Origin of the sequence: Paraburkholderia diazotrophica, assembly GCF_900108945.1 — a bacterium.
Lineage (GTDB): Bacteria > Pseudomonadota > Gammaproteobacteria > Burkholderiales > Burkholderiaceae > Paraburkholderia > Paraburkholderia diazotrophica.
The window spans coordinates 1-25046 of the sequence record NZ_FNYE01000035.1 but is presented as its reverse complement, the minus strand read 5'-3'; the positions used below and the strand labels follow the sequence as shown (position 1 = coordinate 25046).

Annotated in this window: 21 protein-coding genes and 1 pseudogene; 17 read left to right on the top strand and 5 right to left on the bottom strand. The window is 61.9% G+C overall.

From position 1 onward, the window contains the following. Positions 1-5 precede the first annotated feature (5 nt). The 10 genes from BMW76_RS30955 (at position 6) to ehuB (ending at position 11729) form a co-directional block, all read left to right on the top strand. Positions 6-323, top strand: a complete 318-nt coding sequence (locus BMW76_RS30955) for a sarcosine oxidase subunit delta (RefSeq protein ID WP_090872162.1) — start codon at positions 6-8, stop codon at positions 321-323. After that, a complete protein-coding gene (locus BMW76_RS30950; protein ID WP_090872160.1) occupies positions 320-3319 on the top strand; it encodes a sarcosine oxidase subunit alpha family protein in 3000 nt (999 codons plus the stop codon). The genes BMW76_RS30955 and BMW76_RS30950 overlap by 4 nt, the downstream gene beginning before the upstream one ends. After that, on the top strand, positions 3312-3938 hold the full coding sequence (locus BMW76_RS30945) for an aminomethyltransferase family protein (protein ID WP_090872158.1): 627 nt from the start codon (positions 3312-3314) through the stop codon (positions 3936-3938). Before BMW76_RS30950 ends, BMW76_RS30945 begins: the two co-directional genes overlap by 8 nt. Then, on the top strand, positions 3935-4330 hold the full coding sequence (locus BMW76_RS30940) for a tunnelling fold family protein (protein ID WP_090872156.1): 396 nt from the start codon (positions 3935-3937) through the stop codon (positions 4328-4330). The genes BMW76_RS30945 and BMW76_RS30940 overlap by 4 nt, the downstream gene beginning before the upstream one ends. 16 nt (positions 4331-4346) lie before the next feature. Continuing rightward, on the top strand, positions 4347-5612 hold the full coding sequence (gene glyA, locus BMW76_RS30935; RefSeq protein ID WP_090872154.1) for a serine hydroxymethyltransferase: 1266 nt from the start codon (positions 4347-4349) through the stop codon (positions 5610-5612). A 16-nt stretch (positions 5613-5628) separates the two neighbouring features. Next, positions 5629-6999: an L-serine ammonia-lyase gene (locus tag BMW76_RS30930; RefSeq protein ID WP_090872152.1), complete on the top strand. Its 1371-nt coding sequence runs from the start codon at positions 5629-5631 to the stop codon at positions 6997-6999. Positions 7000-7007: 8 nt separating this feature from the next. Beyond that, the gene (locus BMW76_RS30925; RefSeq protein ID WP_218162563.1) at positions 7008-8060 is read left to right on the top strand and encodes a threonine aldolase family protein; all 1053 of its coding nucleotides are present in this window, start codon (positions 7008-7010) and stop codon (positions 8058-8060) included. Continuing rightward, complete coding sequence (locus tag BMW76_RS30920) at positions 8060-9487, top strand: aldehyde dehydrogenase family protein (RefSeq protein ID WP_090872150.1); 1428 nt, start codon at positions 8060-8062, stop codon at positions 9485-9487. Before BMW76_RS30925 ends, BMW76_RS30920 begins: the two co-directional genes overlap by 1 nt. 15 nt (positions 9488-9502) lie before the next feature. Then, entirely contained in the window at positions 9503-10810 is a 1308-nt protein-coding gene (locus tag BMW76_RS30915) for an amidohydrolase (RefSeq protein WP_090872148.1), read from the top strand. Between the two features lie 61 nt (positions 10811-10871). Further along, the gene (gene ehuB / locus BMW76_RS30910; RefSeq protein ID WP_090872146.1) at positions 10872-11729 is read left to right on the top strand and encodes an ectoine/hydroxyectoine ABC transporter substrate-binding protein EhuB; all 858 of its coding nucleotides are present in this window, start codon (positions 10872-10874) and stop codon (positions 11727-11729) included. Positions 11730-12113: 384 nt separating this feature from the next. On the opposite strand, the gene BMW76_RS30900 is transcribed toward ehuB, so the two are convergent. Beyond that, on the bottom strand, positions 12114-12608 hold the full coding sequence (locus BMW76_RS30900) for a hypothetical protein (protein WP_090872144.1): 495 nt from the start codon (positions 12606-12608) through the stop codon (positions 12114-12116). Positions 12609-13093: 485 nt separating this feature from the next. Here BMW76_RS30900 and BMW76_RS30895 point away from each other — a divergent pair, with 485 nt between their 5' ends. The 3 genes from BMW76_RS30895 to BMW76_RS30885 all read left to right on the top strand — a co-directional run bounded on the left by BMW76_RS30895 (position 13094) and on the right by BMW76_RS30885 (position 17418). Next, positions 13094-14293: a hypothetical protein gene (locus BMW76_RS30895; RefSeq protein ID WP_218162562.1), complete on the top strand. Its 1200-nt coding sequence runs from the start codon at positions 13094-13096 to the stop codon at positions 14291-14293. A 117-nt stretch (positions 14294-14410) separates the two neighbouring features. Next, positions 14411-15037 (top strand): class I SAM-dependent methyltransferase, encoded by a 627-nt coding sequence (locus BMW76_RS30890; RefSeq protein ID WP_090872142.1) that lies wholly within the window; start codon positions 14411-14413, stop codon positions 15035-15037. A gap of 455 nt (positions 15038-15492) precedes the next feature. After that, a complete protein-coding gene (locus BMW76_RS30885) occupies positions 15493-17418 on the top strand; it encodes a hybrid sensor histidine kinase/response regulator (protein ID WP_245763441.1) in 1926 nt (641 codons plus the stop codon). Between the two features lie 13 nt (positions 17419-17431). Here the strand turns inward: BMW76_RS30885 and BMW76_RS42870 are convergent, their stop codons facing one another. The 3 genes and pseudogenes from BMW76_RS42870 to BMW76_RS30875 all read right to left on the bottom strand — a co-directional run bounded on the left by BMW76_RS42870 (position 17432) and on the right by BMW76_RS30875 (position 18781). Beyond that, positions 17432-17767 (bottom strand): CBS domain-containing protein, encoded by a 336-nt coding sequence (locus BMW76_RS42870; RefSeq protein WP_407669047.1) that lies wholly within the window; start codon positions 17765-17767, stop codon positions 17432-17434. Next, positions 17740-18599, bottom strand: a pseudogene (locus BMW76_RS30880) (ABC transporter ATP-binding protein). The gene BMW76_RS42870 and the pseudogene BMW76_RS30880 overlap by 28 nt, the downstream one beginning before the upstream one ends. Continuing rightward, positions 18596-18781 carry a hypothetical protein gene (locus BMW76_RS30875; RefSeq protein WP_245763440.1) on the bottom strand — a complete coding sequence of 62 codons (186 nt, stop codon included), beginning with the start codon at positions 18779-18781 and terminating at the stop codon, positions 18596-18598. The pseudogene BMW76_RS30880 and the gene BMW76_RS30875 overlap by 4 nt, the downstream one beginning before the upstream one ends. Positions 18782-19350: 569 nt before the next feature. Between BMW76_RS30875 and BMW76_RS30870 the strand changes: the two genes are divergently transcribed. Then, positions 19351-20898, top strand: coding sequence for a hypothetical protein (locus tag BMW76_RS30870; protein ID WP_090872139.1), 1548 nt, complete (start codon positions 19351-19353; stop codon positions 20896-20898). A 111-nt stretch (positions 20899-21009) separates the two neighbouring features. Here the strand turns inward: BMW76_RS30870 and BMW76_RS30865 are convergent, their stop codons facing one another. Beyond that, positions 21010-22164: a patatin-like phospholipase family protein gene (locus BMW76_RS30865; RefSeq protein WP_177200544.1), complete on the bottom strand. Its 1155-nt coding sequence runs from the start codon at positions 22162-22164 to the stop codon at positions 21010-21012. Positions 22165-22440: 276 nt separating this feature from the next. Here BMW76_RS30865 and BMW76_RS30860 point away from each other — a divergent pair, with 276 nt between their 5' ends. The 3 genes from BMW76_RS30860 to BMW76_RS30850 all read left to right on the top strand — a co-directional run. Continuing rightward, entirely contained in the window at positions 22441-23679 is a 1239-nt protein-coding gene (locus tag BMW76_RS30860; RefSeq protein WP_177200543.1) for an acyltransferase family protein, read from the top strand. 60 nt (positions 23680-23739) lie between these two features. Further along, on the top strand, positions 23740-24753 hold the full coding sequence (locus tag BMW76_RS30855) for an AraC family transcriptional regulator (protein WP_090872136.1): 1014 nt from the start codon (positions 23740-23742) through the stop codon (positions 24751-24753). A gap of 183 nt (positions 24754-24936) precedes the next feature. Beyond that, a partial coding sequence (locus tag BMW76_RS30850) for an acyl-CoA dehydrogenase N-terminal domain-containing protein (protein ID WP_143062358.1) occupies positions 24937-25046 on the top strand: 110 nt, incomplete at its 3' end.

The following is a 25046-nucleotide window of genomic DNA, read 5'->3' as shown; positions in this document are numbered from 1 at the left end:
GCATCATGCTGAGAATCCGATGTCCTTATTGCGGTGTGCGCGATCACACCGAGTTTCAGTACGGCGGCGACGCAACGGTTACGCGTCCCGCGCTGGACGACCCGTCGTTCGAGCGCTGGTACGCGTATGTGTTCGACCGCCGAAACCCGCGCGGGCTGCACGACGAGTGCTGGCAACACACGTCCGGTTGCCGCGCGTGGCTCGTCGTCACGCGCGACACGGGCACGCACGAGATTCTGAACGTGATCGCGGCGCGTGAGCACACAACCGCGCGCGATGACGCGAAGGCCGCCGTGCTCGCCGCCGAAGGGGTCCAGCCATGAGCGCACAGGCATTCAGGCAGACAGCGGGCGGGCTGATCGACCGGCAAGCCGAATTGAACTTCACGTTCGACGGCCGCCGTTATCGCGGATATGCAGGCGATACGCTTGCATCGGCATTGCTCGCCAACGGCGTGCAGGTGATCGGCCGCAGCTTCAAGTACCACCGTCCGCGCGGCATCGTCAGCGCCGGCGCCGAAGAGCCGAACGCGCTCGTCGCGCTCGGCAGCGGCGCGCGCACGGAACCCAATACGCGCGCCACGATGGTCGAGCTGTTCGACGGCCTCGTCGCGAACAGCCAGAACGGCTGGCCTTCCGTGCGCTTCGACCTGATGGCCGTCAACAACCTGTTGTCGCCCGTGCTGTCGGCGGGCTTCTACTACAAGACGTTCATGTGGCCGGGCGGCGCGTGGGAATGGTATGAAAAGCACATCCGGCGCGCCGCGGGCATGGGGCGCGCGACGCATCACGCCGACCCCGACCACTACGAAACCGTCAATGCGTTCTGCGATGTGCTGGTCGTCGGCGCCGGTCCCGCTGGTCTTGCTGCGGCCAGCACGGCCGCACGTGCGGGCTTGCGCGTGACCGTGGTCGATGAGCATCCGCAATTCGGCGGCGCGTTGCGTTTCGAGCGCGATCAGCTCGGCAAGGAAAGCACGAGCCGCTGGGTCGAGCGCATGGTCGCGGATCTGTCGAGCCGTCCGAACGTGACGCTGCTTGCGCGCACGACGGCGTTCGGCTACTTCGACGGCAACACGGTCGGCCTGCTCGAAGCCGTCGCGAACCATCGGCCCGCGCCGCTTCCGCATGAGCCACGACAACGCGTCTGGCTGATGCGCGCACAGAAGGTGGTGCTCGCAACGGGAGCGATCGAGCGGCCGCAGGTGTTCGCGAACAACGACCTGCCCGGCATCATGCTCGCGGGCGCGGTGCGCGAGTACTGCAATGCGTACGCGGTGGTGCCCGGCCGGCGCGTGGTCGTCGCGACCAACAACGACAGTGCGTACCGCACGGCACGCGATCTTGCCGATGCGGGCGTTCAGGTCATCGCCGTCGTCGATGGACGTGACCATGCGGCAAGTCCGCTCATCGAAGAAGTCGAGCGGCGTGGCATCGAGATCATCCGCGGACACGTCGTCGCGCAAGCGGAAGGCGGCCGCGCGCTGCGCGCGGTGCGGCTTGCACCCGTCGCGTCGGCGAACGTGCATGCACAGCGGACGCGGCGCATCGCGTGCGATCTGCTCGCCGTATCGGGAGGCTGGACACCCGTCATTCATCTGCAGAGCCAGCGGGGCACGAAGGCCGTCTTCAACGCGGAGCTCGACACATTCGTCGCGGGCCCCGACACGTCCGACTGCGTATGCGCCGGCGCGATTCGCGGCGCGGCGACGACCGTCGATGCGATCGCCGGGGGCCTCAGAGCCGGTCATGAAGTCGCCGGGCAGCTTGGGCAAAAGCCCGCAGATGCGCTCGCGCTGATCGAGCAGTTGCCGCGCGCGGATGCGCACAGTCCGCTGCTGCCGCTGCATTTGATGAAGGGCGCTGGCGCTTTCAAAGGCAAGGCGTTCATCGACCTGCAAACGGACGTGACGGACGCCGACGTGGCGCTCGCGCATCGGGAAGGCTTCGTTTCCGTCGAGCATCTGAAGCGTTATACGACGCTCGGCATGGGCACTGATCAGGGCAAGACGAGCAACCTGAACGGGATGGCGACGATGGCGGGACATCGGCAGGCGTCGCTGCCCGCCGTCGGCACGACGACGTTTCGTCCGCCATACACGCCCGTGGCGCTCGGCGCACTCGGCGGAGCGGCCGTCGGCCAGCATTTCCGTCCCGTCCGCCGCACGCCCATGCACGAGTGGCACGTCGCGCGCGGCGCTCACATGGCGGAGGTCGGGCTGTGGATGCGTCCCTGGTACTACCCGTCGAGCGGCGCGGACGTCGATGCCGCGTACGTGTATGAGATGAAGAGCGTGCGCTCGGGTGTCGGCATCGTCGATGTCTCGACGCTCGGCAAGATCGATGTGCAAGGGCCGGACGCGGCCGAGTTTCTCGATCGCGTCTATGTCAACGGCTGGCAGAAGCTGGCGGTCGGAAAGGCACGCTACGGAGTGATGCTGCGCGACGACGGCTTCGTCTTCGACGACGGCACGACAACGCGGCTCGCCGAGCATCATTTCTTCATGACGACGACGACCGCGAACGCCGCCGCCGTGATGAGCCGCCTCGAATTCCTGCTCGAAACCGCGTGGCCCGAGTTGCGCGTGCACGTCACGTCGGTGACGGACCAGTGGGGCGCGATGGCCGTTGCGGGGCCGCGTAGCCGCGCGCTGCTCGCGCAGGTGCTGGGCGGCGATCTGTCGAACGACGCGCTGCCATACATGGGCTGTGCGCTCGCACAGTTCGAGGACGTGACGGTGCGCGTGCACCGGATCAGCTTCTCGGGCGAGCTGGCCTATGAGGTCTATTGCCCGGCGGGCGATGCGGCGCGCCTGTGGGACCGGCTGTACACGGCGGGCCAGCCGCATGGCGTCATCGCCTATGGCACGGAAGCGATGGGTGCGTTGCGCGTCGAGAAAGGGCACGCCGCAGGCCCCGAGCTCGACGGCCGCACGACGCTCGATGACCTCGGGCTGGGCCGGATGGCGAAAGCAAAGCCCTTCGCCGGCAGCGTGCTGCGTCAGCGAGCGGACCTGATTCGCGCCGACCGTCCCGTGCTGATGGGCTTGCAGCCCGAGAACCCGCAAGAGCGGTTGCGTCCCGGCTGCATCGTGTTTCCCGAGGATGGTCCGCTCAAGGGACACGGCATCGGCCACGTCACATCGACGACGTATAGCCCGACGCTCGGCCGCTATCTCGCGCTCGGACTGGTCGAGCAAGGCAGGCAGCGCGAAGGGCAAAGGCTGCGCGCGGTGTATCCGCTGAAGGGCGAGACGGTCACGGTACGTGTCGTCAATCCGATTTTTATCGATCCGGAAGGAGAGCGTCTCCGTGCGTAACGAACAGTTCAATACGTTGGCGGCGCAAGCCGGTATCGGCATCGGCGGCTTCGGCGGTTCTGCGTCCCTCTATCACTCGTACCCGCGTCATCAGACGAAGCTGCGCGCGGTGTCCGGCCGCGACTGGCTGCAGTTCGGCGGTTGGCAGGACAACTGGGACGCTGCCATCGCGGAAATGGAGAAGGCAATCGGCTGCGCAGTGCCGACGCTCGTCAACGCAGGCGCCGAGTCGGAAGGCTTGCGGGTGATGCGCGTCGGCGCGCGTCGCGTGCGGATCTGCGCGCCGCGCGGCGACCGCCGGCTGGACAGCATGCGCCGTTTGACCGACGCGTCGATTGGCGTCGTCACCGAGCTTGGGCATAGCCGCGAGTTGCTGCGTCTGTCGGGTGCGGGCGTGCGTCATCTGATGTCCGCGCTGATGCCGATCGACTTTTCGGTTCCGGCATTTGCACTGCATGCGATCGCGCAGAGCCACGTGCATCACGTTCCCGTGCTCGCGATGGCGGTGCTCGACGACGACGGCGCCGAAGCCTTCGATCTGTATGTGCCGCGCACATTCGCGAAAAGCATCGAGGAGTGGATCGCGGCGCACGGTGCATCGCGAGTACCACACGGATGAGTGGCGTCGTTCGCAGCGAGGTCCACGTCGTCGACCTCGCACAGCACCGGCGGCTGTTTCTTCGCAACCGGCGCGTGAGTCTGACCGATCCGGACCGCGACGATCGGGAAGCCGCGTTTTTCATATCGGTTGATCTTTACGTGCCCTATCGCGCTTGCACACCGGCTTCCGATTCGCTCGACGAAGTCGTGGATTACGAAGTGATGTGGCATGCGATCGAGGATTGCAGACGGGCGCACATCAGAGGCATCGCGGATTTTTGCGGCGCAGTCGCGCAACGGCTGATTTCGAATGCCGCTATTCGCGCAGTGAGAGTACGTGCGTGCAAACGCGGAGAAGACGCGGCCGGCACGCAAAGCAGCTACGAGACCGTTTACGCCACCAGGCATTGACGAAAAGGAAACACACATGTTTACAGCATCACCAGGCATCGAGGAATTCGACCCGGAACTGACCGACGCCATTCGCGGAGAGCAGCGACGGCAGGAAGAACATATCGAACTGATCGCCTCGGAAAACTACGTGAGTCCGCGCGTGCTGCAAGCGCAGGGCAGCGCGCTCACCAACAAGTATGCGGAAGGCTATCCGGGCAAGCGCTATTACGGCGGCTGCGCGCATGTCGATGCCGTCGAGCGTCTCGCCATCGAGCGCGCCAAAAAGCTGTTCGGCGCGGCATGGGCAAACGTGCAGCCTCATTCCGGTTCTCAGGCGAACGCAGCCGTGTATCTCGCTCTGCTGCAACCCGGCGACACCGTGCTTGGGATGAGCCTCGCGCATGGCGGGCATCTGACTCACGGCGCGAAGGTCAATTTCTCGGGCAAGCTCTTTCGCTCCGTGCAATACGGCGTGAACGACGACGGGCTGATCGATTACGACGCGCTCGCGGCGCTCGCGCGGGAACACCGGCCGAAGCTCATCGTCGCGGGCTTTTCCGCCTATTCGCGGCAACTGGACTTTGCGCGTTTCCGGCAGATTGCCGATGAAGTCGGTGCACTGCTCTTCGTCGACATTGCCCACGTCGCAGGACTGGTCGCGGCGGGCCTGTATCCGAACCCGGTGCCGTTCGCGGACGTCGTGACGACGACGGTGCACAAGACGTTGCGCGGCCCCCGCGGCGGACTCATCTTTGGTCGCGAGAATCCCGAGTTGCAGAAGAAGATCGATTCGATGGTCTTTCCCGGCACGCAGGGCGGCCCGTTGATGCACGTGGTGGCGGCGAAAGCCGTTGCGCTGCTCGAAGCGTCGCGGCCCGAATTCGCCGGGTATCAGCGGCAGGTGATCGCGAATGCGAAGGCGATGGCGGCGACGTTCGTCGCGCGCGGATATGGCGTCGTCTCCGGCGGCACCGACAACCATCTGTTCCTCGTGAGCTTTATCGGACGCGGGCTCACTGGCAAGGCCGCCGATGCCGCGCTCGAAGCCGCGCATATCACGGTCAACAAGAACGCCGTGCCCAACGATCCCGAGTCGCCTTTCGTGACGAGCGGCATTCGCGTCGGCACGCCGGCCATCACGACGCGTGGACTGCGCGAAGCCGAATCGGCGCAACTCGCGCATTGGATGTGCGACGTGCTCGATGACGTCTACAACCGCGCAACGATCGACAAGGTTCGCGACAAGGTTCAGGCGCTGTGCCGGAGCTTTCCGGTTTATCAAGGCACGCAGGCGCTGTAATGAAAAGGATGCGGTGATGACGATCAGTGTGCTGGATCTGTTCAAAGTCGGCATCGGGCCTTCCAGCTCGCACACGGTTGGGCCGATGTGCGCGGCGGCCCGCTTTGCCGCGCAGGTACTGCGCCGGGCGCATGGGGCGAGCGCCGTATCGCGGGTGTGTGTCGAGCTGTTCGGCTCGCTGGGTGCAACAGGCAAGGGACATGGCACCGACAAGGCCGTGCTGCTCGGACTCGAAGGCGAATACCCGGATGCCGTCGATATCGACTCGGTCGATGCGCGTATTGCGGGCATTCGCGAGACGCGCAGCTTGCGCATTGGCGGTGTCGTGCCGATCGCGTTCAACGAAAAGACCGATCTGATCTTCAATCGCCGTGCGCTGGCGTTTCACCCGAACGGCATGCGCTTCACCGCGTTCGATGCGCAAGGCGAGCGTTGCGAGTCCGAGACTTACTTTTCGGTTGGCGGCGGTTTCATCGTCAAGCAATCGGCCGGGCTTGCGGACGAGCCGCCGCCCAACGCGGGCTTTCCGTTCGAATCGGGCGCGCAGATGCTTGCGCTGTGCCGCGAACGTAATTGCTCGATCAGCGACCTGATGTTCGAGCACGAGCGCGCATGGCGTGCCGACGAGGAGACGCGTTCGAGCCTGCTGCGCATCTGGCAGGTCATGCAGGCGTGCGTAACGCGCGGCTGTTCGCGCGAGGGCGTCATGCCGGGGCCGCTTCGCGTGATGCGGCGTGCAGCCACGCTGCATCGGAATCTTTCCGCGCGTCCTGAAGAAAATCTGCGCGACATGCTGACCGTGCTCGATTGGGTTTCGCTCTACGCGCTCGCCGTCAACGAAGAGAACGCGACGGGCGGCCGCGTCGTCACCGCGCCGACGAACGGCGCCGCGGGCATCATTCCCGCCGTGCTGCATTACTACACGCGCTTCGTGCCGGGTGCGAGCGACGCGGGCGTCGTACGCTTCCTGCTCACGGCGGGCGCGATCGCGATGCTCTACAAGCAGAACGCGTCGATTTCGGGCGCTGAGGTCGGCTGCCAGGGCGAAGTCGGCGTGGCCTGCTCGATGGCGGCCGCCGCGCTCGCCGAGGTGATGGGCGGAACGCCCGAGCAAGTCGAGAACGCCGCCGAGATCGGCATGGAGCACAACCTGGGTCTCACCTGCGATCCCGTCGGCGGGCAGGTTCAGGTGCCCTGCATCGAGCGCAATGCAATGGGCGCGGTGAAGGCGATCAACGCGGCGCGACTCGCGTTGCGCAACGGCGGCAAGCATTTCGTTTCGCTCGACTCCGTGATCAAGACGATGCGCGACACGGGCGCCGACATGAAGACGAAATACAAGGAAACGGCGCGCGGCGGTCTCGCGCTGAACGTGGTCGCATGTTAGGAACCCACATGAACGAATCGGTAAAACCGATGCTGGCGAGCGATAACGCGTCCGGCGTGCATCCCGCCCTCTTCGAGCGAATGATGGCGGCCAACGCCGGGCATGCGATCGGCTATGGCGCCGATGCGTACACGGCGAGCGCCGAGCGGCTGTTTCGCCTCCACTTCGGCGAGCAGGCCAAGGTGTTTTTCGTGACCACAGGCACAGCGGCCAACGTATTGGCCTTGCAGGCGATCGCGCAATCGGTCGATGCCGTCTTTTGCGCCGACTGTGCGCATCTCTACGTCGATGAATGCGGCGCGCCCGAGCGCATGGCCGGCTGCAAGGTGGTGGGCGTTGCGACGACAGACGGGAAGCTCGAACTGCCGGCGCTCGAAGAAGCGGTCGCGTTTCATGCGGGGCTCGTGCACCGAAGCCGGCCGCGCGTCGTATCGCTTTCGCAGGCGACCGAGCGCGGAACCGTCTATCAGCCCGAGGAGGTTCGCCGCATCGCCGGGTTCGCCCACGCGCAAGGCATGCTCGTTCATATGGACGGTGCGCGTCTTGCCAATGCCGCCGCTTCGCTCGGACAGTCGCTTGGAGCAATCACGCGCGATCTGGGCGTCGACATCGTGTCGTTCGGCGGCACGAAGAACGGATTGATGATGGCGGAAGCCATCGTCGTCATCGATCCCACGCTCGGCGGCGCGTTGCCGTCGATCCGCAAGCAGGGCATGCAGCTCGCGTCGAAGCAGCGGTTCATCGCCGCTCAATACCTCGGCTATTTCGAAGACGACCTGTGGCTGCACAACGCGCGGCACGCGAACCGGATGGCGGCGCGTCTCGCGTCGGCGCTGCGCGCAATCGAAGGCGTTCGCGTCACGGCGCCCGTGGAGGCCAATATGGTGTTCGCGACCTTGCCGCCGTCGTGGATTGCGCCGCTGCAACAGCACACCGCTTTTCACGTGTGGAATCCGCGCGTATCCGAGGTTCGCTTCGTCACGTCCTTCGATACGAGCGAGCGGGACATCGATGCATTCACGGGCGAGATGGCCCGACTGGCAACCAGGGAGACTGTTTGATGAGCATGATCGAATTGCGCAACCCGTTCACTGGGGAACAGGTGTTCTCGGTGCCGTCCGAAACGTATGAGGCGGTGTCGAGCCGCATTGCCCAGGCTCGCGCAGCGGCGCGCGAATGGCGCAAGTTCCCGGCAAAAGACCGTGCTGGCCTGGTCAAGGCTGCGTTGCGGTACTTCAGCGAACATCGCGATGCAATCGCGCGCGAGGTCACGCGTGAAATGGGCAAGCCTGTGTCGGCTGCCGCCGCCGAGGTCGATTACATGATCGAGCGCGCCGAGTTCATGTGCCGTTTCGCCAGTGACGGCGCGCTCGCGCCATATGGCCTCGCGTCGTACAACAGTGAAGATTTCGAAGGGCGCATCGACTTCGTGCCGAAAGGGCTCGTGTACATCATCACGCCCTGGAACTATCCGCTGTTCTGCGCGATAAACGGCACCGTCTGCGCGCTGTTGAGCGGCAGCGCGGTGCTGCTGAAGCATACGACCACGCCATCCGTGGGTCGTCACTTCGAGCGGGCATTCGGCTCGCTGGGCGGCATCGGTTCGTTGCTGGTGAATATCACCGTTGACTACGACGTGTCGGCACGCATCATCGAAACGGCCGACATCGATCATGTCGTCTTTACGGGCTCCGTGCAGGGCGGTCGCTCCATTCAGGCGAGCATCGCGAAGCGCGCGGCGAATACGCTGCGCAATCCGTTTATCGGCGTTTCGCTCGAACTCGGCAGCAACGATGCCGCGTATATCGCCGAGGATGCGGATCTCGCGAGTGCCGTCGAATGGACCGTGCGGGTCGGACGCCTGCACAACTCGGGGCAATCGTGCTGCGCGGTCAAGCGCGTGTTCGTTCACGAGAAGCTTTACGAGCGCTTCGTCGAGGCGGCCGCACAGGTGATGGCCGAGCAGCGATGCGGCGACCCCACGGCGCCGGATACGACATTGGGTCCGCTATTCGGCGGCGATGCGGCCGTGCATCGTTTGCAACAGCTCGTCGACGACGCCGTTGCAAAAGGCGCGACGGCGGTGACGGGAGGGCGAAGCGAGCGGATCGGCAATGCGCTGTTTCTGCTGCCGACCCTGCTGGCCGGCGTCGATCCCCGGATGGCTGTCCTGAGAGAAGAGACATTCGGCCCGGTACTTCCCGTGATGAAAGTGAAGTCCGACGCACAGGCCATCGAACTCGCGAACGATTCCGACTATGGACTCAGCGCGTCGATTTTCACGCGCTCGCGCACACGGGCCGAACGCTTCATCGATGCGTCGGAGACGGGCACGGTGTATGTGAACCGCTGCAATTTCGTCGATGCGCGGCTCGGCTGGATCGGTCACAAGAACTCGGGTAACGGTTCGATCGCGCTCTCCCCGCTTGGCTTGCCCGCGTTCAGCAATGCGCGGTCGGTCAACATCGATCCCACTCTACTCGCCTGAGGCAGGGCCGACCCGATGCACACACTTCCGCTGTATCCGCACGCCGAACGTCTGGCGCCGCTCGTGGCCACGCGCCGTGCCTACCATGCGTACCCTGAACTGTCGTGGACTGAGTTCCATACCACCGCAAAGCTGTGCGAAGAACTTGAACAGCTCGGCTTCACGGTGACGTGGGGCGAGGCGCTGTACGAAGGCGCCCCGCGTTCAGGTCTGCCCCCACCGGCCGCGCTCGATGCGGCGTTTGCGCGCGCGAGCGAGGCACTGGGCGCGGACAACCGGTATTTGCCTGCGATGAAGGGCGGCTTCACGGGACTGGTTGCGACGCTCGATGGAGCATCGATCGGACCGACGCATGGGTTTCGTTTCGACATCGACGCGCTGCCGATTGCCGAAAGCGATGCAGCCGGGCACATGCCGGCCGCTGCGGGATTTCGTTCGTGCAACGACGGCGTGATGCACGCGTGCGGCCACGATGGACATCTCACCATCGGGCTCGGCTTTGCACGGCGGCTCGCGGCTTCGCGTGCGACCCTGCGTGGCCGCGTGCATCTCTTCTTTCAGCCAGCCGAAGAAGTGGCGGGAGGCGGGGCCGTGTTTGCCCGCTTGCCGCAACTGGCGGAAGTGGAGTCGTTCGTCGCGCTGCATCTCGGCATCGTCTCCGAGCGCAAGCTGATCTGTGACGCGACGTGGCTCGCGGCGCGCATCTGCGACGTGCATTTTTCCGGACGCGCGAGCCATGCGGGCAATGCGCCCCAGGACGGACGCAATGCGCTGCTCGCCGCCTGCGGCGCGGTGCAGGCGCTGTACGCGATCCCTCGACACAGCAAGGGCGCGTCGCGCGTCAACGTCGGCAAGTTCAGTTCTAACAACGCGAACAACGTCGTGTCGGACGCCGCGCAATTCCGCTTCGAAGTCCGCGGCGCGAACGACGAAGTGTGTTCGTACATGCATGAGCGTGCGATCGAGATCATCGAAGGCGCTGCGCGGATGAACGGCGTGCAGGCCGAGGTGCGGCCCGTCGCCCAGTTTGTCGGCGCGGACAACAGCGAGGCGCTCGTCAACGCCGTGGCCGAGGCGGCGCGCCACGTGGGCATGCGGGATGACGCCGGCATCTCGGTGTCGAACTACCTCGTTCCGGCGAGCGAAGACGCAACGTACATGGCGCGCGCGGTCCAGCAGCGCGGAGGGCGCTCGACCTATCTGCTGCTGGCGGGGCAGACGCGCGGCGGGCACCACAACGAGCGGTTCGACTTCGATGAGGATCTGCTTGGCTGGGGTGTCGATTTGTGTGCGCAATTGACCGGCATCTACTCGGATGACTGAGCACATCGCATTCGTAGTGACGGGATGTAATCCATTCGACTCGGTAAACAGGAGAACGAAAATGTTTAACAGCAAGACTCTGCGGTACGGCATTTCAATGGTGTTGGCATTCGCAATGACTGCAGTCAGCGTCGCGGCGCAAGCTGAAACTACATTGGAACGGGCAATGCATACGGGCACGATCAGGATCGGATTCGCCAACGAAGCGCCCTATGGCTACGCGGACATGGACGGCAACGTGACGGGCGAAGCTCCGGAGGTTGCGAAAGCCGTGCTGCACAAGATGGGTATCAAGAACGTAGTCGGCGTGCTGACCGACTTCGGGTCGTTGATTCCGGGCTTGCAGGCCGGGCGCTTCGATATCATCGCCGCGGGCATGGCCGTCACGCCTCCGCGTTGCCAGCAGATTCTGTTCTCGGAGCCGAGTTACGGGATGGGCGAGGCATTGCTCGTCAAGAAAGGCAATCCGGACAACATGAAGGATTTCCAGTCGGTTGCCGCAAAGCCGAATACGAAGCTTGCAGTGATGGCGGGCACCGTCGAGGTCGGCTACGCGGAGCAAAGCGGCGTAAAGCCGAATCAGCTCGTGCAACTGTCCGATCAACCGAGCCTCGTCAGCGCCGTGCAGACGGGGCGCGCCGATGCGGCGGCGCTGACGGCGCTTTCGATCAACAACATGGCGCAGAAAGCCGACGGTGTGCAGGCAACGGCGCCTTTTCAGAGCGTCAACAACAACTCTGTGACGTCGCACGGCGCATTCGGGTTCAGGAAGAGCGACAAGGATTTGCGCGACGCCTTTAACAAGGCACTGGTGCCTTTCATTGGATCGAGTGAACACCTGTCGCTCGTGACGCCCTTTGGCTTCGGCAAGGGATTCTTGCCGACCCGGAAGACCGAGCAGATCTGCTCGGGCCAGTAAATCAGTTGCGGTACCCAGCCATGTAATCCAGGCCGTTGATATGCGTCGGTTCACGCCGCTATTTCGATCAACACGGAATACCGCAGACATCTGCCGATCTGGTCGACCACAACTACCTGATCTAGGGTGGTCTGACGCAGTCGGCTGCTGCGTGGCCGTTTGTCGGACCGGAAGGGCCATTTACGGTGACGGTGCGAGGAACCCTGTCGTCCAACAGCGTTGAAACAATCCGGGCCGGCAGTGCTGGCGGGTGTTGGAATCGGCCTGTTCACAAAAGCTTCGCTGGCAGCGGAACTCAGTCATCCGGTCGTCGTGACGGTGCCCGACGAATTCACTCGCCCAGGTGCTTGCCATGAGTGGCGCTGAGCCCGGACCGTTCGCAGTTCAGCGATCGGGAACGACCGGTCTCGCCGGAACGTTCTGGGTGACGGGAACGGTGTCCGAAATCGGCTTCATGGTTGGCGGAATATAGTAGATATAAGCACTCGCAACGCAGGCCGGCGGTCCATCGGTTGTAACGGTGCAGGTATCCAGAATGCTATTGCCGTGTGCATCGATGGCCCTGAGTGCCGGGTCGGGAACCACGTTGTCGTAGGGCAGCACCTTGTAGTTCTGGCGCAGATCCCACACGATGGTGTGCCAGGACTGATAAGTCTGACTCTGGTAGCCGCCGCCGCGCCCCGAACCGCCGCAGCGCGTCCACGCGTAAACCTCGCCGTGGATATACCCGTTCTGATCGAATCCCGTGACATAGCTGGCCACATGTACACCGCCGCACGAGACTCCGAGCAGCGTCGGGTATGCCGCTGGTAACGGCAAGGCGACTTGAGCCTGCACAGCGGCGCTCGCCAGTAGTCCGAGCAAACCAATCATCTTCATGTCGTGCCTCCCGGCTGGTTGATGTGGCGTGGCAGGCGGGATTGAACTGACGGATAGGGTCAACTCAGGACTTGCGCGCGAGAGGCTCGCGGTGCTTTGCGGATAGCGAAGAGGTAAGTCGAGGGTAGGCCGCAGCATCTTTACCACCTGTTCTGTCTTTGTTATAGCCAAATTCAGGCGGGGCAACCAGCTAGATTGAGAAGGAGTGGTGAGCCAGAATGTCTGTCGAAATCAGAGCCCCCGCACACAGCGCTTGAAGATGGAGCTGCCTGGTCCGACGAACCGTTCGCTGCTATTGCTTTTGCCAAATGATGCTCCACAGCTCTTATTGTGCGAATACATCACATTCTCTATCGCGACTATCCTTGAGTCGTTTCATCGAATTAACCGGATAAAGGCGAATTGCGGCTTACGACATTCACCTGTCATATGGAGCGCCTTCACTTCAGTACGCGCAATTCGCGCCATGAATAAAGGAGCTAACGATGGCAAAAGATCGGTGTACGTTGTCTGGCTTGCAGACGGAATCTAAAGGGAGAGGGTGGCGCTGGCTACGGAACGTTGCCTGCGCAATCGCGGCCGTCTCGCTGGCCGCCGGGTCAGCCGCTGATGTGCTTGCAAACGGTCACGATGACGGACATGACGAAGGGCGTGCCTATGCGATCGGGCTGTGGGGTGACTTGCCTTACTCCGACACGCAAGCACTGGTCGGTGTGCCGAACCTGATCGCCGACATGAACTCCCAGAAACTCGCTTTCACTGTCCACGACGGCGACCTCAAGGCCGGCAGTGGCACGCCCGGATCGGTCGTGCCTTCGACTTGCAGCGATGCTCTGTACGTACAGGCGCAGGGCTACTTCAATGCGTTGAAATCGCCGGCGATGTTCACGCCGGGTGACAACGACTGGACCGACTGCGACCGTGCGTCGAATGGCGCGTTTTCGTCGAGGGAGAGGCTCGATCACGAGCGTCAGCTCTTCTTCAGCTCTCCCTGGTCGCTGGGACAACGTCCGATTCTTCAGGAGGTACAGACGGACAAGCTTTGTCTGGACAGCAACAGTCACCTCGTGAGTTGTGTCGAGAATCGACGCTGGATGGTGAACGGCGTGGTTTATGCGACGCTCAACATCCAGGGGTCGTGCAACAACCTTTGCGATACGAGTCCGGACCCGGCGGAGTATGCAGCGCGGAACCATGCCGATATCGTCTGGATGCGGCAGACATTCGATGAAGCGAAAGCACGCGGCGCGTCGGCCATCATGTTCATTTCACAAGCCGATCCGGGTTGGGACAATTCAGACGCTACGCGTGCGCCGACGCGCGATCCAAAGACGCTGGTCGAAAACGACATGTTGCCCAGCTCGGACCCGGCATTTCCCGGCCCGACGCCTGACGGCTTCAAGGACTTTTTGCTTGCACTGCGCGATGAGGTTATCGCGTTCAGAAAGCCAGTTGCCTATGTGCATGGCGATTCACATTACTTCCGCATCGACCGGCCTTTTCTGGATGCTCAAGGCAGGCGGCTCGAGACCTTCCTTCGCGTCGAAACCTTTGGCGACAACCAGGCAAACGGTAATAACGACGTGCACTGGTTAAAGGTGTTCGTCGACGACCGCACTCGCGAAGTCTTTTCCTTCCAGCCACAGATCGTGCCGGCGAATCGAACTGCCGTCCCGCAGCCATAGATCCGATGCGCGAGTGTTTGCTGAAGGCCGCGGAACACGCGTCTATGCGGCCTTCGGACGGAGCGTCCACCAGATCATCTGGCAAACTTCACGGATCACCAGACGGGGGAGGCGTCAGTGTCTATCGACGTAAGCGGCACAGAGGGCTACGCGGAGGCCGCCCAATCACTGATCAGCCAATGGCAGAGCATCTCGTTTGCCGAGCACCACGCGGCTGTTTTGCATTTCATACCGACGCGCCCGTCCAGGGTGCTCGACGTTGGAGCAGGTATAGGAACCGACGCGGCTGCGCTTGCGGCAATGGGGCATAAAGTACTCGCCGTCGAGCCGGTCGACGAGTTCAGAGCCGCTGGCGTCAAGCTGCATCCGGCATCGCGGATCGAATGGCTCGACGATAGCCTTCCGGACATCCGTGTCCTGCGCGCCATGAGAAGACGTTTCGATCTCGCCATGCTGACGGCCGTCTGGATGCATCTCGACGAAGAAGAACGTCGTCGCGCGATGCCCAATGTCGCTCGTCTGCTGTCTGACGGCGCTTTGCTGATCATGTCATTGCGACATGGTCCGATTCCGGACGGTCGGCGGATGTTCGACGTCTCGGCTGAAGAGACGGTCCAGCTCGCGAAGGCTCACGGTCTGCAACCGATACACGTCGTTCGATCGGAATCCGTCCAGCGATCGAACCAACGCATGAACGTGACCTGGACCCGACTCGTATTTGCCAAAGGCCGTGGATCGAACTGACTTTCACCGAATACGCGAGCGAGAACTTTTCAAATCAATCAGGCACCCATCCCGTTACGCCGCTGAAATCGCTTCCACAGGAAAGGGTCCGGGTTTGTCTCGGTTAAACAGCCGCCGGACGGCAGGTACAGTGTCACGCGTGGTACGGTGAACCGGCGCGAACCGGCGTGAACGACGCGGACCGACATGGACCGTCATCACGCGCCGGCTGGTTGACACCTTCAGTTACACGCAAACGTAACCTTGAACAGACAGTCCATGAGAAAGAGGCTGATTGACTCGACGGGGCGTCCCGCTGCCGGCACGGCATGGCGGCTCAGGTGCTTTCGCCTGAGGGGGCATCTATGAAGCGGGACCTTTTGCTGGAATCGCATGGCGCCTCGAGCCTCAGCGACCTCGCTCGCAGGCTGGCACGCACACGTCGTCAGCTGTTGCGTCGCTGGCTAGCCGAGACCTTGAAACGGTGCGCGCGCACCGATGCGGACGCCAAACGGGGACTCATCGGCTATTTCGCTTACGTGCTGTCCGAAGTGTGCGCCGCACTGCTGATCGCCGAGAGCGACGCTTCCGTATCGGTGAATGCGGGCATCGCCCAGCCTGGCAGATTCTGGCCAGCCGAGTGGCGAGTCACGGACCTGTTTCGCAACATTGAACTGCTCCAACACTGTCTGAAGGACGAGATCCGCGCCTATTTCGGTCCCGTGGCCGCTTCCGTCGACGTGCACATGCGGGCGCACGAGATCGTCGAGCGCACGTTTCGCGCGATTATCGAATGCGCGATCGACGGGCAATTGCAGCGTCAGGCCGCCGAGGTGTCGACGGCACAGGACAGCCTGCAAAAAGCGCTGACCACGCTGCAGGCCACGGAGGAACGATTGCGCGTCGCGACGAGCGCGGCCGGCATCGGCATCTTCGAGTGGAGTGGTGCGTCGCGCAAGGGCGTGTGGGAAAACCGGCAGATGTACGAGATCACCGGACAGCCGGAGCACCGTGGCCCGTTGACGGAAACCGAGTTCATGACGTCAGTCGTGCACCCGGCCGACGTCGAACTGCTGCGATCGCATTTCCAGTCCCGGCTGGTGTCGGGGCAGCCTGTGCATGTCGCGTTCCGGCTGTATCGGGTCACTGACCGGGCGCTCAGGACCGTCGAAATGTTCGGGTACCTCCGTCCGCCCGTGCAGCAGGACGATTATGTGTTCGTCGGCAGCCTGTGCGACGTGACAGAGCGGGCGGACGCGGAGGCGAAACTGAAGGATGCAGATCGCCGCAAGGACATCTTTCTGGCAACGCTGGCTCATGAACTGCGCAACCCGTTGGCGCCCGTGCGGAACGCGGCGCATCTGTTGGGCCACAGCGCAGGCGCTGATCCCGTCAAGCGAGAGTGGCTGCGCAATGTGATCGAGCGCCAGACCGGTCATCTGTCGCACCTGATCGACGACCTGCTCGATGTATCGCGGATCACGACGGGCAAGATCGAATTGCGGCGCGAGGTCTTCGATATCCGGCGGGCGCTGGACCATGCGCTCGAAATCACCATGCCGGCCGCGCACCAGCGGCATCACGACATCGTGCGTCTGCCGCTGGATCAGCCCGTTCATGTCGATGGCGATCCCGCGCGGATGACGCAGATGTTTTCCAATCTGCTGGACAACGCCATCAAATACACGGATGACGGCGGGCGGATCGTTGTAAGTGCAAGCGTCGTCGGGCGGGACATATCCGTCACCGTGTCGGACACGGGCACGGGGATTTCCGGCGAAGCGCTTCCTCACGTGTTCGATCTGTTCGTGCAGGGCTCCGGCCACGGCGAGCAATCGAGAGGCGGTCTCGGTATCGGGCTGTCGGTTTGCAAGACGCTGACCGAGATGCACGGAGGGACGATTACTGCGAGAAGCGAGGGCAGGAACCGAGGCAGTGAGTTCGAGATACGCCTGCCCATCTGCGAGGATAGCAACCAGCAGGCGACGGACGTCGGCGAAGCCGGGCAACGGTCACCTGTTCCGCTGCGCATCCTGATCGTGGACGACAACACCGATGCGGCACTATCGCTCGCGATGATCTTCGACACGCACGACGTGCGCACCGCACACAGCGGGGAAGAAGCGCTTCAGATCGCCGTTGCCTTCGAACCGCATGTCGTGTTTCTCGATCTCGGTCTGCCGGGGATCAGCGGCTACGATGTCGCGCGTCGGCTGAGGGAAATGGCAAGGGACCAGCACGCAGCGGGTAAGCGCCTCGAAATCGTGGCCGTGTCGGGTTATGGTCAGCCAGAGGATCAGGCTCGCTCGATAATGGCCGGCTGCGACAGTCACCTGGTCAAGCCCGTCAAGATCGAGGCGCTGCTCGCGATCGTGGCGCGCATCGCCAGCAATAGCGATTGAGCGCACACGTGCCTCAAGTGCCCGCCATCTCGCTCGTCTTGCCCTGCGGCGCCATGCCCGTCTGATGACGCGAGCGGCCCGAACTCAGATAGTCCGCAATCGAATCTTGCGTGACTTCGCCGACATATACGCCGTCTGCGTCGAGTACCGGCATCCACGAGGTTCGAAACTGGTACATCTTCGAAAGCACGATGCGCAGATTGTCGCCGTCGGATACGGTGGCCGGGAATTCGGCCAGCTTGTCCGCGCACACGCCTTCGGCATTGCGTGCGGCGCGGCGCGTGACGAAGCCGCGCGCGTGGAAGGTTTCGTCCACCACGGTCAGATAGCGGAAGTCGTGGTCGTCCATCGTCGTGAATGCCTCTGAGAGCGGTGTGTCGGGACGCGCGGTTTCTGGCGTCGTCGCCGCGTCGCCGGCCTGGACCAGTAACAGGCGCGCTTCAGCGTGCTGTCCGCGCCTACGAACTGACCGACGAAGTCATCGCGCGGATGCGCGAGCAACGTGTCCGGATGGTCGTACTGCACGAGCTTGCCGCGCCGGAACACGGCCACGCGATCGCCGAGCTTGATCGCCTCGTCGATGTCATGGCTCACCATGATCACGGTCTTCTTCAGTTGCCGCTGCATCTGGAAGAACTCGTTCTGGATCGTCTCGCGGTTGATCGGATCGACGGCCCCGAACGGCTCGTCCATCAGAAGCACGGGCGGGTCCGCCGCGAGTGCGCGAATCACGCCGATACGCCGCTGCTGTCCACCCGACAACTCGCGCGGATAGCGCTTCAGATACTTCTTCGGATCGAGCGCGACCATCGACATCAGTTCGGTCGCGCGCTCCGCGCAGCGCTTCTTGTCCCAGCCGAGCAGGCGTGGCACGACCGCGATGTTTTCTTCGATCGCCATGTTCGGGAACAGCCGATCTGCTGGATCACATAACCGATATGACGACGCAGGTCCGTTTGGTTCAGCGTGCCGGTGTCCTCGCCGTTGATCAGTACGCGGCCCGAGGTCGGCTCGATCAGCCTGTTGATCATCTTGAGCGTGGTCGTCTTGCGGCAGCCCGACGGTCCGAGAAACACGCAGATTTCGCCCTCGTCCACCGTGAGGCTGACAGAATCGACAGCGTGCACCTGCTGGCCGTCCTTCTGCGTAAAAGTCTTGGTCAACTGGTCGAGTTCGATCATGTTTGCTGCACTCCCTTCGGTGTCAGTACGCGCTGCAACAGTTGCAGCAGCAAATCGGCGACGCCAATCGGCACGCCGGCGATGATCGCGCACCCCACCGCAAGGCTCACGAGCCACGCATGCTGCAGCGTGAGTTGAAGCAGTTGAGGCCGGTTCGCCGGCAGATAGTCGAACAGGGTCATCGTTCCTCCGTTGTTACGGCAGTCGTTATGGCCGTTGTTATGGCGTTGCTACTGCAGTCGCTACGGCAGTCGCGGCGGTCTCACTCCGCCGGCGGTATTTCCACTCATCATTCCCCAATTAAATGCAATATCGTTCCCGATCGAGCGGCGGTATTAATTGGGGATCAATAAAGAATAAAATTCCGATAGAACGCGAGCGAATTCTTTTGAAGCCATATATAAACGTTTCCTTCGTAACATCCTGTTACATGGCGCGGCAACGTCCCTCCATATAGGTCAATACGCGAAAAAAATCTCTTGACCACGCATTCATCAGAAGAAACGACTTATTTGATTTTTCACCCTAATGTGCGGCCTTTTCGTTGCCGAAAACCAGGTATTAATTACACGCATTCGCGAGCATTAGGGCAGTAATTACCGATTAAGCAACTGATCTCCGCTTTGCATTTCGGCAGAGGTCAATGGCTGGTATTTCGGAATCCGAAGTATATGCATCGGTCGTCACTCGTTCCCATGTGCCGCTTTAACCACCGTTCCCTTTTAGCCATTTTTCGGCAGCGGACCATTCCATGATTAATCGACGTCAATTTCTAGGCCGCGTCGCGGCACTCGGTGGCAGCTACGTGCTCAGCGCATGTGGCGGCGCGTCCGATTTCGGCGCAGGCGACAGCGCTACGGCCAAAGCAGCAGCCAAAGCGGCCGCGGCATCCGCCAACGGGACAACGATTCCGCCCGCCAACTCGATCATCGACAATCAGGGCGCCGTCTGGACGCTGGTTGGCGGTTCCGTCTACAAGGACGGGGTCAAGGCCAATAACAACTACAACGTGTCGATGGTGCTGTGGTATGGCGGCAGCGTTTATCACCAGGGAACGGGCGGGCAGTTCTACGGATGGAACGGCACCACGTGGATCGCATGCAACGACCCGCGTCTCGGCGGCACTTCGGCCGATGGCACGACGATTCCGTCCGCCTCGTACATCATCGACAAGCTCGGCAATGTGTGGACCGTCGTGAACGGCGTCATCTATCGGAATAACAACACCGTCGGCAATACCTACAACGTTTCGCTGCTGCTATGGTATGGCGGCAAGATCTGGCATCGCGGCACGGGCGGGCAGTTCTATGTCTTTACTGACGCGGGCACCTGGTTGCCGTGCAACGATCCTCGCATAGTGTCGGCGGCGACGGCTGGCACGTTCTACGGTATCAACGGACACTACGACTATCGCTACACGCCCGACCAGATCGTGTCGATCATGAAGCGCATGGGATGCTCGACCTACCGGGTCGGTTGCATTGACGATCCGGTGTCGCTAGGCGCAGTCGTCGAACTGGCCAAGACTTTTCAGGCAGCGGGACTGAAGCTGTTCGTGCTCATCAATTTCGGCATCCACGAATCCGCCGGCGTGATGTTTTCGAGCGAATCGGCTGCCTATAACCGCACTCGCGCAGGTGCGGCCACTATCGCCGCCGCGCTCGCACCGTGGGGCGTCACGATGTACGAATGCGGCAACGAGCTGACCCGGGAAAGCGAGATCATCCTCGATCAGACCAATGCAGGATCGAAAGCAGTCGACTTCAACAACGCAAACTGGCCGATCATGCGCGGCGCGATGCGCGGCATGATCGACGGCGTGAAGTCGGTGCAGCCCACGGCCAAATGCGGCGTCAACTTTTGCGTGGCCGACGTCGGCGCATCCGACGCACTGTGGGACGGTATGCAGCCTGACGGCACGGGCGGCTATCCGAAGGTGCGCTGGGATATGACGACGTGGCACAACTACGAAGTCTACGGCGACATCTTCAACGTCGGCACGGATGGAGCGGGTCCTGGCTTCGACCTGCCGGGCTACTGCAAGGCTCGCTACGGCGTACCGTTCCTGATCACGGAATGGAACACCGGACCGGAAAGCACGCAGGCCTATCGCGCGAACTACATCAGCACCCAGTTCGCGAACTACTATCGCGCGCGGAAGACGAAGAACATCCAGTCGGTGATGTATTACGTGCTCGACAGCGGAGACACGACTTACGGCCTGATGATCGACGGAACCCTGGTGACTCAGCCCTATAACGCATTTACCGCTTTCGTCGCCGGCAACCCTGACGTCTGATGGACGAGTCGCTTCAGGCCCACGCGCATCAAGAGATGCGTTTGGGCCGGTTTCGACGGACGTTACGAGCCGGCTCGAATGGTCCATCGTCGTGCGCGAAGCTCTTTCAGCTCATCTGAAAGTATTCTTTCTGCTCAACAGGTCGTCCAGAACCTGATCGGGAAAGTCTTTCGCTGGAGGTGCATCTGATAGTGCAGTCACTCGCGGCGCGGTGCTGGAGAGCGAAGAATAATATTTGTTCACCCAGTCATCCGCTGCTTTCCATCCTTTTTCATAAAGCTCTTGAAGAAACTCCCTCACGATTACGGCCTTCGACGCATAGCCGAGTGTTCTCATGTACGGTTCATCGGTAATCCGATAAAGGTTCACGCGGTTGAACGGGAGCGGGCCGAGCGTCTCCAGTGCCTGCCTGACGGATGCATTGTCCTTTGATTTGTCATCGAGATAATCCAGCACTTTGTTCATGGCCTCTATCGCGTTGATCTCATGTATTAGCGACGAGTTGAACGTCACCTCGTTGACCCGATTGCTGATCGCCATCGCCGTCAAGGGCCTCTCGTTGCGCGCAAACGGGTTGAGCTGAATGATGACCACGTCCGTCGCGTGAGAGATCAACGGGCTCAAGGGCGGGTTACCCATGAATCCGCCATCCCAGTAGTCGTAATCGCCATAGTGTGCCGGCATGAAGATCTGCGGAATGCTGGCTGAAGCCTTGAGGACTTCAAGCGTAACGGCACTCTTCGCGAAGATGTCGCGACGTCCCAGTGTGATATTCGTCGTCGCGATGTAAAGATGAGGAGGCTCGCGTTGAAGTTGCAGTGTCGGAAAGTCGATCCTGTTGCCGAGTACCTGTGCGAGCCAGTCGTATTGCGGAAAGAAGAGGGGGGACCAGAACTGGTTGCCTAGCGCGGCTGTCAACGCGACAAGGGAGGAGTCGATGTTCCATGATCCCGTCGTCTCGTGCCAGGCTCTTGCCGTTACCGTGTACGGGCTGAACGGCGCCTCGGCCGCATCCGAAAGCCAGTATTCCTTTAGCAGCTTCCGTGCGGTTTGCGCACGCAATACCTGTTCATCGTCCGTGCCTAGCGCGTAGGCGCACAGGGTAGCGTTAAAGCCACCGGCGCTGGTGCCGCTCAACGCGACGATCTCGAGCCGGTCGCGTTCCACTTCTTCCAGCAGTCGGTCGAGCGCGCCCCAGCTGAACGCGCCATGTGCACCCCCGCCTTGCACGGCAACTGCGATACGCTTGCGATCATGTGCGTCCATAGGGTTGCCTCGGCTCATAAGATGTTCAACGCGCTCGCGTTGCGCGCTCATAGGACACGTATCGAGTTGGCGAGCGATCAGAAAGAACGGCGTTGAAGTTCGGGTTCTCCGATCACGTGACCAGGAAGACGAACAGAAAGCGTGAAAATGCAACGCGTATTCGACCGACCGGCCAACACGTTCCGTTTCACGCCTCACGCGCGTGGGGTGCGCAATTCGTGGAGGACTTTCATAGGAAAGGCGAAACCGCATTCGACGAGCCGAAGGCGCGCTTCCTTGCTGTCATATAATCCTCGCTCGACCGCCGCCACCTCTTTTATGTCCCTGCTTGAAAGTCACCCCGCCATTCCGGCGCTAGCCCTGCTCGTCGTGTCACTCGCGATGGCGAGCTTGCTCGCATCGAAACTGTCGTTCTTCCGGTCAGCGATCGACCGCGAAATCGCTTCTCGAAGATTTCACGCGATAGACGGCTTGCGAGGCTTTCTCGCCGTTGCAGTGGTGATTCACCACATAGGCATCAACTACCTCTATTACCAGACTGGCGTCTGGCAACTCACACCGTCCCGCGTAAACACTTTCCTCGGACGGGGCGCCGTAGCAATGTTCTTCATGATCACCGCTTTCCTGTTCTGGAGCCGCGTGATCGCTTCGAATGGCAGTCTGGATACTCGCAAGTTTTTCGTTTCGCGAATTGCCCGCATGGTGCCGATGTACCTGCTCGCATCCGGTCTACTGGTTGTCACTTCCCTCTCGTTGACGCACTTCAGGCTGGTTGTCGGCGCGCGCGATCTGCTGCAGCAAGCCTTGTCGTGGGCACTGTTTACCATTCCGGGCACGCCTCCCATCAACGGATTCGAAAAGACGTCACTCGTCAATACAGTTTTCTGGTCGCTTGCCTATGAATGGAAGTTCTACCTGATGCTTCCTTTGCTCGCGATCTTCGCAACGGGAAAACGACAGTGGGCTCTCGCCGCCGTGTCTGCGGTGCTGATCTATGTCTTCTCGCAGGGCAACCTGGAATGGTTCTTTCTGGCCGGCTGTATAACGGCTGTCGTCGTGCGTATTGAGCGAGTGCGTCAAATGGCGCGCGGGTGGCCGGCTACAGTGCTTGCGATTTCATGCATGGTTGCCACGCTGATCTGGCAGCCCTCGGTTTACACGATGTTCGGCGCGGCACTTCTTTTCGTGCCGTTCACGATTTTTGCGAGCGGTAATAACGCTTTCGGGATTCTGACGTGCCGTCCTGCAAGACTGCTCGGGCTGGTCAGCTACAGTATCTATTTGCTGCACAACTGGCTGCTTTACCTCGCGTCAAGAGCCGTCGACCATTTCACGCCCGTTGCGCACCTGACCCCCGCCGAGTATTGGCTCTTGGGCATGCTCGTATTGGTCGTGACAATCATGCTTTCGCTGATAACATTCCAATTCGTCGAGCACCCGTTCATCGATCGCCGACGAGCGCCGGCAAAACAAAACTCGAAGCCGTTAAAGTCGCTGATCCACAATGATGCGTGAGCCGCGCATGCAGTGACGCGTGCCGTGAAGCATGAAGTACCCACCTCGACGGGATCACGAATGCAGACACCAAGTGCAACTGTCCCGATCTCGCTCGTCAAAGGCTTTCTGGAGGCCTCCGGCGCGCAGCCCGACGTCACGCATCGCTATCTCCACGGGGCGGGCATCACGCCTGCACTACTCGGCAAGCGAGGCGCCCGCGTGACGGAGGAGCAGTTCTCCACGCTGTATCGCACGCTCGCGATCGAAATGGATGATGAAATGCCGGGCATCTTCAGTCGTCCGCTGCGCAGCGGCACACTGAAGTTTCTCTGCCTCAGTCTGCTGGATGCGCCGAACCTCGAAACGGCGCTGCGCCGCTTCGGCCAGTTCTTTCATATCGTGCTCGACGACTTTCGTCTGGAATCGCGCCGCAGCGATCTGATGGCTCAGGTCGAACTGCGTCCGAATCCCGCGTTCGGGAACATCGGGCCGTTCGGCCAGGAGTTGATGCTCAAGCTCGTGCACGGCGTTTCGTCGTGGCTCGTCGGACAGAAAATTCCGCTGCTGCGAGTCGATTTCGCGTGTCCGCAACCGCCGCATGCCGTCGATCACCGCTACTTCTTTTCGGGCCCCGTGCGCTTCGGCTGCGATGCCACGCTGATGCGCTTCAGCGCGGCCTTTCTCGACATGCCGATCCGCCAGCGCAAACGCAATCTGCGCAAATTTCTCGCGCGCTCTCCAGGCGAGTGGATCTTCGAGTCGTTCAGCGAGCAACTCGTCAGTCATCGCGTCCGCCAATATCTCGCGGGCGACCTGCCCGACCTGCCGACGATCGAGCAGGCCGCGAAGAATCTCCATTGCTCGGTTCGCACGCTGTGCAGACGGCTTTCCTCCGAAGAGACGACCTTTCAGATGCTCAAGGACGAGCTGCGGCGCGACATCGCGATCCAGCGGCTGACCGAGACACACGATACGATCGCAGTGATTGCCGGCGACATCGGCTTCGACGATCCAAGCGCGTTTCATCGCGCGTTCCGCCATTGGACGGGCAGCACGCCCGGCACCTACCGACGGCCCGTCGAGGCTGGGTGAAAACCCTGGGGCCGGTACGTGCGCGCCCGCTCGTCCTGGCCGGATTTGCCACTACGTGGGCAGGTTTGGACAGCTTGTGCGCGGCATATGCCGGTACGATCGGTTGCATCGTCACGGCCTTGGCCATTTCCTTTTCAGGCGTCGTGGCAGTTATTCATCGACCGCTTGATTGGACGAATCACCATGAGCTACACCGCCCCCGTCAAAGACATGCTTTTCGTGCTCAGCGAGCTGAGCGGCATCGAAGACATTGCAACGTTGCCCGGCTTCGAAGAGGCCGGCCTTGAAACGGC

Excerpts from the sequence above, each read along its gene's own strand:
- BMW76_RS30955 (WP_090872162.1), top strand. The coding sequence starts at position 6 with ATGCTGAGAATCCGATGTCCTTATTGCGGTGTGCGCGATCACACCGAG.
- BMW76_RS30950 (WP_090872160.1), top strand. The coding sequence starts at position 320 with ATGAGCGCACAGGCATTCAGGCAGACAGCGGGCGGGCTGATCGACCGG.
- BMW76_RS30940 (WP_090872156.1), top strand. The coding sequence starts at position 3,935 with ATGAGTGGCGTCGTTCGCAGCGAGGTCCACGTCGTCGACCTCGCACAG.
- glyA (WP_090872154.1), top strand. The coding sequence starts at position 4,347 with ATGTTTACAGCATCACCAGGCATCGAGGAATTCGACCCGGAACTGACC.
- BMW76_RS30930 (WP_090872152.1), top strand. The coding sequence starts at position 5,629 with ATGACGATCAGTGTGCTGGATCTGTTCAAAGTCGGCATCGGGCCTTCC.
- BMW76_RS30925 (WP_218162563.1), top strand. The coding sequence starts at position 7,008 with ATGAACGAATCGGTAAAACCGATGCTGGCGAGCGATAACGCGTCCGGC.
- BMW76_RS30920 (WP_090872150.1), top strand. The coding sequence starts at position 8,060 with ATGAGCATGATCGAATTGCGCAACCCGTTCACTGGGGAACAGGTGTTC.
- BMW76_RS30915 (WP_090872148.1), top strand. The coding sequence starts at position 9,503 with ATGCACACACTTCCGCTGTATCCGCACGCCGAACGTCTGGCGCCGCTC.
- ehuB (WP_090872146.1), top strand. The coding sequence starts at position 10,872 with ATGTTTAACAGCAAGACTCTGCGGTACGGCATTTCAATGGTGTTGGCA.
- BMW76_RS30900 (WP_090872144.1), bottom strand. The coding sequence starts at position 12,608 with ATGAAGATGATTGGTTTGCTCGGACTACTGGCGAGCGCCGCTGTGCAG.
- BMW76_RS30895 (WP_218162562.1), top strand. The coding sequence starts at position 13,094 with ATGGCAAAAGATCGGTGTACGTTGTCTGGCTTGCAGACGGAATCTAAA.
- BMW76_RS42870 (WP_407669047.1), bottom strand. The coding sequence starts at position 17,767 with ATGGACGACCACGACTTCCGCTATCTGACCGTGGTGGACGAAACCTTC.
- BMW76_RS30875 (WP_245763440.1), bottom strand. The coding sequence starts at position 18,781 with ATGACCCTGTTCGACTATCTGCCGGCGAACCGGCCTCAACTGCTTCAA.
- BMW76_RS30870 (WP_090872139.1), top strand. The coding sequence starts at position 19,351 with ATGATTAATCGACGTCAATTTCTAGGCCGCGTCGCGGCACTCGGTGGC.
- BMW76_RS30865 (WP_177200544.1), bottom strand. The coding sequence starts at position 22,164 with ATGGACGCACATGATCGCAAGCGTATCGCAGTTGCCGTGCAAGGCGGG.
- BMW76_RS30855 (WP_090872136.1), top strand. The coding sequence starts at position 23,740 with ATGCAGACACCAAGTGCAACTGTCCCGATCTCGCTCGTCAAAGGCTTT.